This window comes from Nocardia vinacea NBRC 16497 (genome assembly GCF_000308835.1).
Lineage (GTDB): Bacteria > Actinomycetota > Actinomycetes > Mycobacteriales > Mycobacteriaceae > Nocardia > Nocardia vinacea.
In genome coordinates, this window is the sequence record NZ_BAGN01000039.1 from 1 (window position 1) to 12,412 (window position 12,412).

At 65.6% G+C, this 12,412-nt stretch carries 7 protein-coding genes and 1 pseudogene; 3 read left to right on the forward strand and 5 right to left on the reverse strand.

Going from position 1 to position 12,412, the window contains the following annotated elements:
• Positions 1-602: 602 nt before the first annotated feature.
• The 5 genes and pseudogenes from ON44_RS53710 to ON44_RS04530 all read right to left on the reverse strand — a co-directional run bounded on the left by ON44_RS53710 (position 603) and on the right by ON44_RS04530 (position 3,617).
• Positions 603-866, reverse strand: coding sequence for an endonuclease domain-containing protein (locus tag ON44_RS53710; RefSeq protein ID WP_306306460.1), 264 nt, complete (start codon positions 864-866; stop codon positions 603-605).
• Positions 856-1,479: a type IV toxin-antitoxin system AbiEi family antitoxin gene (locus tag ON44_RS04520; protein WP_306306461.1), complete on the reverse strand. Its 624-nt coding sequence runs from the start codon at positions 1,477-1,479 to the stop codon at positions 856-858. Before ON44_RS04520 ends, ON44_RS53710 begins: the two co-directional genes overlap by 11 nt.
• A gap of 789 nt (positions 1,480-2,268) precedes the next feature.
• Positions 2,269-2,478, reverse strand: a pseudogene (locus ON44_RS48000) (DUF397 domain-containing protein).
• A 36-nt stretch (positions 2,479-2,514) separates the two neighbouring features.
• Entirely contained in the window at positions 2,515-2,727 is a 213-nt protein-coding gene (locus tag ON44_RS04525) for a DUF397 domain-containing protein (RefSeq protein WP_040686529.1), read from the reverse strand.
• Positions 2,724-3,617, reverse strand: coding sequence for a helix-turn-helix domain-containing protein (locus ON44_RS04530; protein ID WP_040686530.1), 894 nt, complete (start codon positions 3,615-3,617; stop codon positions 2,724-2,726). The genes ON44_RS04525 and ON44_RS04530 overlap by 4 nt, the downstream gene beginning before the upstream one ends.
• Positions 3,618-3,779: 162 nt before the next feature.
• On the opposite strand from ON44_RS04530, the gene ON44_RS04535 reads away from it, so the two are divergent.
• The 3 genes from ON44_RS04535 (at position 3,780) to ON44_RS04550 (ending at position 12,328) form a co-directional block, all read left to right on the forward strand.
• On the forward strand, positions 3,780-4,181 hold the full coding sequence (locus tag ON44_RS04535; protein WP_157187050.1) for a hypothetical protein: 402 nt from the start codon (positions 3,780-3,782) through the stop codon (positions 4,179-4,181).
• A gap of 281 nt (positions 4,182-4,462) precedes the next feature.
• Entirely contained in the window at positions 4,463-4,645 is a 183-nt protein-coding gene (locus ON44_RS04545) for a hypothetical protein (protein ID WP_063721508.1), read from the forward strand.
• A 267-nt stretch (positions 4,646-4,912) separates the two neighbouring features.
• Positions 4,913-12,328: a non-ribosomal peptide synthetase gene (locus tag ON44_RS04550; protein ID WP_040686534.1), complete on the forward strand. Its 7,416-nt coding sequence runs from the start codon at positions 4,913-4,915 to the stop codon at positions 12,326-12,328.
• Positions 12,329-12,412: the final 84 nt, after the last annotated feature.

A 12,412-nucleotide genomic window follows, 5' to 3' on the forward strand; every position in this document is an offset into this window, starting at 1 on the left:
GGTTGCGTTCTCGAGCGTGGGATCAAGATCAGGTGGAAGTGGTGGCGGGGGCTTCTCGTGGTTTGCCGCCGTGGTTTCCACGTGATCATTTGTCCAGGTCGGCAGGTGGCTGGAACAAGGGGTGGGCCGGACCAAAGGGGGTTGGTTGGGTTGTGGTGGGTCCTGTTGTTCTGTACCGACTTCCGGGGTCTGGCAGTCCAGGAGGTTTGGCGTTGCGTGGTTTGCCGGTGTAGTGCTGGGTGCGTCGTGTGCCGTACCCGGCATACCTTCCGCAGCTGGGTGTGCAGGCCTGCGGCTTCCAGCGTGGTCGACTGGCTGTGGTTGCGTGGTCGAGCGTCTTCGGCGGGGGATGGGGTAGGCGAGCGGTCGAGAATGTGTTGGTGGAGGGGTGTTCTCGACGTTTGCTGCAGGGAGACATGGTGAGCGGTTGTCCAGGTCGGCACGTGGCACAACCAGGAGGCCGGACATGGATCGCTGGGTCTCAGTTGCCGCGCGGTGCGCTGAGGCTTTGCGCGCGTCGCTCGACGCTCGCACAGGAATCAAGATCAGGTGGAACTGGTGGCGGGAGCTTCTCGCGGTTTGCCGCCGTGGTTTCCACGTGATCATTTGTCCAGTCGGGCGCCCTGGGTGGTGAGGGCGTTGCGGACGCGGTCGAGGATTACGTGGGGGCGGTGGTGGAGGAGGGTGGCGTTGAGGCGGATTACTCGCCAGCCGAGGGCCTCGATGCGGGCTATGCGGTCGATGTCTTTGGTGCGCTGGGTGGGGTCGGTCCAGTGTTGGGCGCCGTCGTATTCGACGGCCACCTGCCACTTCTGCCAACCGAGGTCGACGCGCGCGACGAATGCGCCGTAGTGATCACGGATCACCAATTGTGTTGTGGGGCGCGGTAAGCCGTCGTCTATCAGCAGCAATCGTGTGTGGGTCTCGGGTGGGGATTCGGCGCCCGGATCTACGACGGCGAGCGTTGTCCGCAAGCGGTTTGAGTGCGCGTGCGCCCGGATGTTTCGATGCCAAGATCGCGACTTCACCTGGTTCGAGTCCGGTGGCGGCGCAGAGTGCGTCCAGAATCGGTACGGCCCGCTCGCGCGGCAGGCGTCGACCGAGGTCGAATGCCGTGCGTGCCGGTGTTGTGACCGTGAACCCGTCGACCTCGCAGCACTCGCTGGGCTCGACAACGGAGCGGACGGCACGAATCCCGCAGGGCGGGCGGCAGTGTCCGGCCCTGGCGATTTCCGCGGGTTGATCGGCATCGAGCCAGCGGGTGCCGTGCATGGCGGCCGCCGAGCAGCCGATCAGAACCCCGTCGCCTTTCGCCCAATGCGCCGCGGCGCGCGCTCGACCTCGCGCGTCGAGCGAGCAACCTCGGCGCACATAGACATCCGGGAACACCCGCACAAAGTTGTGCCGCAACTCCCAGCGCGTGACCAGTCCCGCCGCCACCGCCCACGACCCGACAAACGGCTCATCCAATACCCCCATCCCCGCACTATGCCCATCCCCACCGACAACTCCACCGAGCCCGAGGTGGAACCTCTGCGAGCCCGCGGCGATCAAGATCAGGTGGAAGTGGTGGCGGCGGCTTCTCGCGGTTTGCCGCCGTGGTTTCCACGTGATCATTTGTCCAGGTCGGCGTGTGGCTGGGTAAGGGGTGGGTGGGGGCGGAACAAGAGGTGGTGGGGCTGGGACAAGGGGGTGGGTTGGGTTCGGGTTGGTGGGGCTGCGGTGGGTCCTGTTGTTCTGCACCGACTTCCGGGGTCTAGCGGTCCAGGAGGGTTTGGCGGTCCGTGGTTTTGCCGGTGCAGTGCTGGGCGCGTCGGGTGCCGTACCCGGCTTACCTTCCGCAGTCATGTTGGCAGGCCTGCGGCTTCCAGCTCGGTCGACTGGCTGTGGTTGCGTTCTCGGGCGGGATGGGGGATCAAGATCAGGTGGATGTGGTGGCGGTGGGTTCTCGTGGTTTGCCGCCGTGGTTTCCACGTGATCATTTGTCCAGCCGGACACGGGTTGATGGGGGGACACCTCGGGGAAGGGGGCGGTTTGGGGCGGCGGTCTGGTTGATAGGACGAGGGGGGTTCGGGAATGGGGGCGTTGTGTGCGAGGGGTGGAATTCTTTGTGGCAGTGGATTTTCTGCGGGATTTCTGGGGGGTGGCCGAGTGTCGTTGTCGGCAGCGCCGTATCGACCAGGGCGCCGCCCAGTTGCGGTATCGCGGTGCTGGCGAGGTGGTCGGCGACGAGGGCGCCCACTAGGGTGCTGACGGCAATCGCGGGTGCTATGGGCGCCGGTCGAACTCGTGGTCGTGTACGCCAGCGGTGAAGGTGTTCCATTCGCTGGGGGTGAAGATCAGTGTGGGGCCGGTTGGGTTTTTGGAGTCGCGGATACCGACGTGACCGTTGCCGAGCTAGGCGATTTCGACGCAGTTGTCGGCCGGACCGCTGCGCGATGACTTGAACCATTGCGCGTCGGTCAGGTTGATGGTCACCGGGCGTATCTCCTTGCGTCAGTGTGGTGGAGGCGGCTACGCGGTAGGGCGATGGAACTCGCCGTTGTGGATGTCGGTGGTGAAGGTGTTCCATTCGCTGGGGGTGAAGATCAGTGCGGGGCCGGTGGGGTTTTTGGAGTCGCGGACACCGACGTGACCGGCTTCGAGCCAGGCGACTTCGACACACTCACCCGCCGAACCGCTGCGCGACGACTTGAACCATTCTGCGTCGGTTAGGTCGATGGTCACGGGTCGTATCTCCTTGCTACCTGCCTGAGCAGGTCCCTCGATGCTTGCTCGTCCAGTGTGGCGCACCGGATGTCGTCGTCGATCTCGCGGTAGCGTTCCACGTCGGCTTGGTCCTCGAAGAACATCGTTCCGATTGTGTGTTCGGTGTAGACGACCGGAGGCTCCGTCCCGAAACTTCGACTGTCTGCCGGGAAGTCGAGAATGATGTACGGCAAGACGGGGGTCGCGTTGCCCGGAAGTCCCGCCGCGAACGGCAATATCCGCAAGGTGATATTCGGTCGGGTGCTCATGTCGGCCATATGCCTCAGTTGCGTGGCCATGATCTCGCGCGAGCCGATAACTGTATGCAGAACGCACTCATGCAGGATGAAGTCGGCCGCTATCGGGTTATGTTGCCGAGTCAGAATCGCGGTTCGTCGCAATCGCACTTCTACTCGGCGTTCGAGATCTGCTGGTGTGTCACTCGGTAGAAATGGCCGCTCGATGGCTCGGGCATAGTCGATCAACTGAAGCAGTCCGGGCACGATTATTGGTTGATAGACGGTCAGCCGGGATGCGCCGGATTCAAGTCCCAGATATGTGCCATATCCCGACCGCATCAAGTGGCGAAACCCCTGCCACCAAGACTTCGTAGCCGTCTCCTGCGCAAGAGATTTCAGATCCTCGATCCGTTGCTCATCGAGGCCATAGATGCGGCCGTACCCCTCGACGTCGCGCAGTTTGATCTTGTCGTTGTGCCCCTTTTCGACTCGTATTACCGAGGTCTTGCCGATCTCCATCTCGCGCGCCGCCTGCTCTAGCGTGAACCCGGCTCCCTCGCGGGCCTCTCGCAGCGCGCGGCCGAGTTGCCGACGCGGCAGCGTCGAGTCCGGTTGATCCTCCCTCACCATTGCTCCCCTTTTCCCCTGCGTGGTCCGAAACGGCCTAGGTCGCAGTCCGATTCGGACTTATCCCATGTATTGACCGGTCCGAAATCTGGGAGGATGGCCAACTTTGGGCAGACTGTCCGTTTCGGCCCTTCTGAGGCCGTGTGGCGGGAGCAACATAACCACATGGTCGAGCAACACGGAAGCCTCAATATCCCGAAACGCCCTGGCTACGAAGACATTCGGAATCGAGAGGTCGCGGGTGCGACGCGATTGCGCTCCGTACTCGTCACCGTGCCGCCGCTGTGCGATGCCGTGGATGTGGCGCTGGCGCACGGGCTGTGGCAACGGCACCGCGCGTGCCTTATCAATCGGTGCGTGTGGAAGGCGGCGGCGTATCAGACGCTCGTGCTCACTGGACGGCTGGTCCCGCAGTCGATGAGTCCGCGTGAACGTGCCGCTGCCAGGGGGATCGAATACCCGAGAGCGTCCGAGAGCGGCGCGCCACTGGCCGGTGGGCACTCGCCGGGGACGCTACGTGAGGTGTTGGACAGGCTCGAGGCTCTGGCGTGCGATCCGCAGGGGTAGGGCATGGGTGAGCATCGCACCGAGGTAGACGGGTGGTTGGCCGAGTGGCGGATAGACGATCACCACATTCGAATGCTGTTGGTGCGCAATGGGGCCGAGCAGCCCTTGTTTTCGTGCGCGGCGGCTTCGGCCCCGGATCTGGCGCAGATGCGAGAGCGCTTTCCGGAGCTTTCGCGGTTGTGGGATGCGATTCGGCATGAGTACTGGGCGGAATTCACTCCGCCTCCGAGAAATTCACGAGGGCGGTTCGTCTAGTGGACGACGACAGGCGGCTTCGGCCGGTGCCGACCGAGCCCACGGCGGTGCGGATTCGGCAACTCACGGCACGAGCCGGACGTGCGGGATATCGGCTCGAACGGGCTTCCGGGGTGCCCTACGACTGGATGCTTCTCGACGCCGAAGACGGCGCGAATACCTATTCGGCCGCGGACCTCGACCAGATCGAGCGGTGGCTCAACGAATGAGGTGAGGGTGGGGTTCTTCAAGGGGAATCCCCGCCCGGCGATGTACATCTGCTATGTGACGTAGTTCACTGGGGCGGGGGGCTTCGCAACATCTACCGTCTGAGACCGATACACAGCTGTGACGTCTGCGTCCTCTGGACGGAGGCGTAACAGCGCATGTTGCACGGCTTATATGATGACTCGGACTGGTTTGGCCCCCGGCGCACGATGCCCTTTTGCGGGGTCGGGGGCAGGTCTTAGCTCGACCCGAGAGGTGATCACACCCGAATGGAAACTGCTCGTCGTTCCGCCCGAGGTAATCGCCGCCGCAGGTCGGGCAGCCCGCTGTTGGCCCAGCTGCTCACCGCCGCAGTGGAGTCCGCGGCCACCTCTGTCGCACTCCGTTTCAACCCGACCGGTAATCCGTCCGATCAGCGTGAACTCACCTACCGTGAATTGGATGCCGCCTCCTCGCGGGTCGCGCGCGAGTTGATCGATCGCGGGATCGGCGCGGGCGATTACGTGGCGATGGGTATTACCCGTTCGGTCGAATCGATCGTCGCGCTGTGGGCGATCGCGAAGACCGGCGCGGCCTATGTGCCGGTCGATCCGAACTATCCGGCGGACCGGATCGAGCACATCGTGACCGATTCAGGTGCCGCACATGGCCTGACCACCTCGGCGCATCGCGCCAAGCTCGGGACCTCCGCCTATTGGATCGAATTGGATGATCCGGTGGTGTCGGAGCGCATCGCCGCCCGGCCCGATCATCCGGTCTCCTACGCCGATCGGGTGCGGGCGGTCAATGAAAACCATCCGGCCTACGTCATCTACACCTCGGGTTCCACCGGTAAGCCGAAGGGCGTCGCGGTCACCCACACCGGTCTGGCCGGGCTCGCGGCGATCGGCGAGCACTATCTGATCGACGCGGATTCCTGCGTCTCACATCTCAGCTCGCCCAGTTTCGACTTCTCGATGATGGAGACGCTGTTCACCTTCTCGGTGGGCGCGACGCTGGTCATCGCGCCGCCGACGGTATTCGGCGGCCTCGAACTCGCGGATCTGCTGCGCCGCGAGCAGGTCACCCATCTGCTGATCACCCCCGGTGCGCTGGAATCGCTCGATACCGCTGATCTCGATGACCTGCAGGTCGTGGTGGCCGGTGGTGATCGGCTTCCCGCGGAATTGGTGGCGCGGTGGGCGGATAGCGGCCGCTCGGTATTCAATGCCTACGGGCCGAGCGAGGCGACCGTCATGGTCACCAGCACCGAGGCCCTTCAGTCCGGTGAGCCCGTCACCATCGGCTCCGCCATCGCGGGCGTCGGCGCCTTCATTTTCGATGCGCGGTTGCGTCCGGTGCCCGCTGGGGTCGTCGGTGAGCTCTACGTTTCGGGCGCGGTGCTCGCGCAGGGCTATCTCGGTCGACCTGCGCTGACCGCGGAGCGCTTCGTGGCCAGCCCGTTCGGCGGGGAGGCCGATGGCCCGGGTGCGCGCCTGTACCGCACCGGAGATCTGGTGCGGCGCACCGAAACCGGTGCACTGGAGTACCTTGGACGATCCGATTTCCAGGTCAAGATCCGCGGTCTGCGTATCGAACTCGGCGAGATCGATAGCGTGTTGACCGCGCATCCGGATGTCGACTTCGCGGCCACGCTCGGCAAGACGCTACCCTCGGGGACGACCGCGCTGGTCGCGTATGTGCTGCCACGTGACGGTGCCACCCTCGATACCGGTCAGCTGGCCGCGCATATCGGAGAATCATTGCCGGACTACATGATTCCGGCCGCGATCATGGTGTTGGACGAGATACCGCTGACCCCGGTCGGCAAGCTGGACCGGGCGGCACTGCCCGAACCGGTCTTCGCCGCACGTCGTTTCCGTGCCCCGGCGACACCGGTCGAGGAGATCATCGCCGATGTATTCGCGGCGGTGCTGCACGGCGGTAGCACGGACGCACGCGTCGGTGTCGATGACGACTTCTTCGAACTCGGCGGCAATTCGCTGCTGGCCACCCAAGCCGCCGCGCGCATCGGTTTCGCGCTCGGTATCCGGGTGCCGGTGCAGCTGATCTTCGAGGCCTCTACGGTATCCGTCCTGGCCGAACGTGTTGAGCAGCACGCAGGTTCGGCCGACGGCCGGGCGCTCACCGCGCAGACCCGTCCCGATCGGATTCCGCTGTCGTACGCGCAGCAGCGGATGTGGTTCCTGAATCGTTTCGATACGGCCGGCGCGGTCAATAACATTCCGCTGGCGGTGCGGCTGGCCGGGCGACTGGATGTCGACGCACTGCGTGCGGCGGCGCGCGATCTGACCGAGCGGCACGAGGTGCTGCGCACCATCTATCCGGACATCGATGGTGAGGGCTTCCAGGTAGTACTGCCCGTAACCGATGCGCGCGCGGTGCCGGAAATTCCGGTGACCGCCGCTGTGACACACGAGCTTTCGGATCTGATCAGTGCCGAGGTGCGGGCCGGATTCGATGTGACGGACGCGCCGCCGGTGCGGCTGCGGCTGTTCCAGCTCGGTGAATCCGAGTATGTGCTGGTGTGCGTGGTGCACCACATCGCGGGAGACGGTTTCTCGCTCGGTCCGCTGGCCCGCGATCTGGTGGCGGCGTACTCCGATCGCATGCGCGGCGGGCGGCCCGAATGGCCGCCGCTGGCGGTGCAATACGCCGACTACACCATCTGGCAGCGCGCGACCCTCGGCAGCGAGGACGACCCGGAATCGGTCTTCGCGCAGCAGATCGAATTCTGGCGCCACGAATTGGCCGCGCTGCCGGACCAATTGGATCTGCCGGCGGATCGGCCGCGGCCTGCCACGTCATCCCACAACGGCGCCATCGTCGCCTTCGACATCGATGCCGAGATCCACGCGCGACTCGACCGGCTTGCGCACGAACACAATTCGACGCTCTTCATGGTCGTGCACGCGGCGCTCGCGATACTGCTCGCCCGGCTGTCGGGCACCCGCGATATCGCGATCGGCACCCCGGTCGCCGGTCGCGGTGAAGCGGCGCTGGACGATCTGATCGGCATGTTCGTCAACACCCTGGTGCTGCGGACCGAGATCGATCCCGGCATGACCTTCGACGATCTGCTGCGTGCGGTGCGCAAGGTCGACATCGAGGCCTTCGGACACGCCGACGTGCCGTTCGAGCGGCTGGTCGAGCTGCTAGATCCGGTGCGCTCGGCCGCGCGGCATCCGCTGTTCCAGGTGATGCTGGTCTTCCAGAATCTGGCGCGCACCGAACTGGAGCTGCCGGGCCTGACCGTCGCGGGTGTGGATCACGGGGTGTCGCTGGCCAAGTTCGATCTGCAGCTCGAGATCGCGGAAAAGCGAGCGACGGGCCCGGAGGCGGTAGCGGAGCGCAATCACGTAGGGCACCGGGAGCGCCGCGAATCGGACAGAGCTGCGCACGGCATGACTGCGACGTTCACCTACGCCACCGATCTCTTCGACGCCGCCACCGTGCAGGACTTCGCCGATCGCTTCCAGCGGGTGCTGTCTGCGGTAGCCGTCGATTCCGACGCAGTGCTCGGCGATATCGATCTACTGGCCCCCGGCGAGCGCGATCTGGTACTGCACGAATGGAATTCGGCCGGGGCGATGGTGCCCGACGTGACGCTGCTCGATCTCATCCAGACGCAGGCGCGCCGCCGTCCGGATGCGATCGCGGTCCGATTCGGTGATACCGCACTGAGTTTCGGTGAACTGCAGCGGCGCGCGAACCAGGTGGCACGGGCGTTGATGGCGCGCGGTGCGGGGCCGGAAGCGCTGGTGGCCGTTGCCGTCGGGCGCTCCGAGCAGCTGCCCATCGCACTGCTCGGCGTGCTCACCGCCGGTGCCGGATATCTGCCGATCGACACCACCTACCCGGCGCAGCGGCTCGAGTTCATGCTCACCGACGCGCAGCCGACCTGTGTGCTGACCACATTCGATCTGCTGGGCGAAATTCCGGCGACGGATATTCCGTTGGTGCTGCTGGATGAGACCGCGGGCTTCGGCGAATCGCCGATCACCGATATCGAGCGCACATCCAGGCTGCGTCCGGACAACCTGGCCTACGTCATCTACACCTCGGGCTCCACGGGTGTCCCGAAGGGCGTCGGCGTCGCGCACCGCAATGTGGTGGAGCTGTTCGCCAACACCCAGTTGATGTTCGAATTCGACGATACCGATGTGTGGACGCTGTTCCACTCCTTCGCCTTCGACTTCTCGGTGTGGGAACTGTGGTGCGCGCTGGCCAATGGCGGCACCGTGGTCGTCGTCGACTATCTGACCTCGCGTTCACCGGAACAGTTCCGCGACTTGCTGATTCGCGAACAGGTCACGGTGCTGAATCAGACGCCGTCGGCGTTCTATCAGCTTGCCGAGGCCGATCGCGCCTCACATGCCGGAGACCAGGGCAAATTCGCGCTGCGCTATGTCGTATTCGGCGGTGAGGCACTGGATCTGCGTCAGCTGCGGCGGTGGTACGAGCGGCACGCCTTCGATGCGCCGTGGCTGGTCAATATGTACGGCATCACCGAAACCACGGTGCACGTGTCGTTCCTGGCACTGGATGAGCAGCTCGCCGAGAATCCGGCCAGTGCGATCGGTCGTGCGCTGCCTGGCCTGGAGAGCTATGTGCTCGACGACCGGCTGCATCCGGCTCCGGTCGGGGTGGCGGGCGAAATCTATGTCAGCGGTGCGCAGTTGTCCCGCGGCTATCTGGGCCGGCCTGGGTTGGCCGCGACCCGTTTCGTGGCGAATCCGTTCGGGGTGGCCGGATCTCGCATGTACCGCAGTGGCGACCTCGGTCGCTGGGCCGGTTTCGCGGGCCATGCGAATCTCGAATACGCCGGGCGCAGTGACCAGCAGGTGCAGCTGCGTGGCTTCCGCATCGAACTCGGTGAGATCGAATCAGCGCTACTTGCCCAGCCTTCGGTCAGCCAGGCGGTTGTCCTGGTGCGCTCAGACGAGCACGCTGGTGATCGCCTGGTCGGATACGTTGTGGCCGAGGCGGAATCGCAGGTGCAGGGTGCGGAGCTGCGCACCGCGGTCGCCGAATTCCTGACCGGCTATATGGTTCCGGACGCGATCGTCGTACTGGACGCACTGCCGCTGACCCCGAACGGCAAGTTGGACCGAAAGGCGCTGCCCGCACCGGAATTCGTCAGCAGCGCCACCTACCGCGCCCCGCATACCCCCATCGAGCAGGCCGTCGCCGGGGTGTTCGCCGGACTGCTCGGTATGCGCGATGTCGGCCTGGACGACGACTTCTTCGGCCTCGGCGGTAACTCGCTGCTGGCCACCAGGGCGGTCAGCCGAATCAACGAGGCGTTGGACGCGAATGTCTCGGTGCGCGAACTGTTCGAGGCATCGACCGTTTCGGCGCTGGCCGCGCGGATCGTGCCCGGTTCGTCGACCGGAACCCGTGCCCCACTGGTCGCGGCGGTGCGCTCGGAGCGGGTGCCGCTGTCGCTGGCACAGCAGCGCATGTGGGTGCTCAATCAATTCGATACCCGCTCGGCGGCCTACAACATCCCGCTCGGCATCGGCCTGACCGGTGCGCTCGATGTGCGGGCGCTGCGCGATGCCGTCGCCGATGTGCTCGAGCGGCACGAGGCGTTGCGCACCCGCTACCCGTCGGCGGGTCCGGGTGGGCTGCCGTACCAAGAGATCCTGCCGGTCGCCGAGGCATGGCCGGGTGGGCTCGCGGTCGAGTCGAGCACCGATCCGATCGTCCGGATCACCGAGCTGATGTCGACCGGATTCGATGTGACCCGAGAGGTACCGGTGCGCGGCGTGCTGATGCGCGGTGATACTCCGGACCGTCATCTGCTCGCCATGGTGGTGCACCACATTTCGGCCGACGGTGCCTCGATGGCCCCGCTGGCCCGTGACCTGATGCTCGCCTACGCCGCGCGCTGTGCGGGCGATGTGCCGACCTGGACGCCGCTCGAGGTGCAGTACGCCGACTTCGCGATCTGGCAGCGCGAGGTCATCGGCACCGATGACGATGCGGACTCCGTCGCCGCACAGCAATTGGCCTACTGGCGCGAGCAACTGGCGGGACTGTCCGGCGCGATCGAGCTGCCGCTGGACCGGCCGCGCCCCCCGGTGCCGTCCATGCGCGGTGCGTCGACGGCATTCACGCTCTCGCCCGAGGTGCACACCGGACTGATTCGCATTGCCCGGGAACACAATTCGTCGCTGTTCATGGTCGTGCACGCCGTGCTCGCGGTGCTGCTTGCGCGGCTGTCGGGCAGTTCCGATATCACGATCGGCACCCCTATCGCGGGCCGCGGTGAGCGTGCGCTCGACGATCTGGTCGGCATGTTCGTCAATACCTTGGCGCTGCGCACCACGACCGAATCGGGGACCACCTTCGACGCGCTGGTCGAACATGTCCGCGAGACCGACCTATCGGCCTTCGGCAATGCCGATATCCCGTTCGAGCGGGTGGTCGAGGTGGTGCTGCCGAACCGCGCGACCTCGCACAACCCGCTGTTCCAGGTGGTGCTGTCCTTCGACAATCTCGAGCAGCCGAAGCTGGAACTGCCGGGTCTGACGGTCGCGGCACTGGATACCGGTGCGGTCGCGGCGAAGTTCGATCTGCAGCTGACCGTCGAGCCACGGCACGGCGCGGACGGTGCGCCCGGCGAGCTGGTCGCGGTATTCAATTACGCCACAGATCTTTTCGATGCGTCGACGGTGCAGGCATTCGGCCGCAGACTGACTCGGATCTGCACCGCGGTCGTCGCGGATCCGCAGGTCAGTGTGGGCGATATCGATATCCTCGATGCCGCCGAACGCGATCGCACACTGGCCGCGCCGGAAACGGCGCTGGAGCCTGCCGCCGACGGCGTACCGGTCACCAGCGGTGCGGCCCTGACCCAGGCGCTGGCCGCCGCGGTGGAGGACGATCCGGACGGGCCCGCGGTAGTTTTCGGCGAGGACGCGGTGTCCTTCCAGGATCTCGACGCGCGGTCCTCGCGACTGGCTCGGGTGCTGATCGGCCGCGGCTGCGGTCCGCGCACCGGTGTCGCGATCCGGCTGGATCGCGGAGTGGACGCGGTGGTCGCCACCTGGGCCGTGCTCAAAGCCGGCGCCGCACTGACCCCGGTGACCGCCCTCGACGGACCGCTGCCCGTTGGACTGCAGGTCAAGGTCGGACTGACCACCGGTGCATGGCCCGCCGATAGCAGCATCGACTGGCTGGCTCTGGACGATCCGGACGTGCTCGCCGAGATCGCCGCCGAATCGCCGCGACCGGTGACCTACGCCAACCGGACCCAGGCGCTGCGTGGTGAGGATCCGGCCTTCGTCGCCGCGGTTGCGTTGTCCTACAACGATATTTCCGTCGCGACCAAGCGGCTGCGGGCGCGCACCGAGCTCACCTTCGAGTCCCGGCTGTTCCGGTACGGCCGCGCGGATTCGGCGGCGGCGCTGCTGGAAGTGGTCGCGGCAGGTGAGAACGGCGCGTCGGTGGTGGTGACCGCCGGTGACCTGGATAACGTAACGCTTTCGGCACTGTTGGCCGACGAATGGGTTACGCACCTGTTCATCGATCGGGCCGGACTCGGGCCGGTCGAGGTTATGGGGCTGGAAGATCTGCACGCGGTGGTGCTGGATGACAGCGCACCCGCGCCGGAATTCGGGGCCGTCCCGGTTGTGGTCGACCTCGGTGCGCTGTTGGGCGTCCCGGACCCGAGCTGATCTTCCACCCGGAAGTTCAGCGGCTTGTGCTCGCATGAGCCGTTACCGGTGGCAACCGGTCCGGGTAGTGACGATGAGCGAGGG

Bases quoted from the DNA above. Each gene is read 5' to 3' on its own strand.
- ON44_RS04520 (WP_306306461.1), bottom strand. From the start codon at position 1,479: ATGGGGGTATTGGATGAGCCGTTTGTCGGGTCGTGGGCGGTGGCGGCG.
- ON44_RS04530 (WP_040686530.1), bottom strand. From the start codon at position 3,617: ATGGTGAGGGAGGATCAACCGGACTCGACGCTGCCGCGTCGGCAACTC.
- ON44_RS04535 (WP_157187050.1), top strand. From the start codon at position 3,780: ATGGTCGAGCAACACGGAAGCCTCAATATCCCGAAACGCCCTGGCTAC.
- ON44_RS04550 (WP_040686534.1), top strand. From the start codon at position 4,913: ATGGAAACTGCTCGTCGTTCCGCCCGAGGTAATCGCCGCCGCAGGTCG.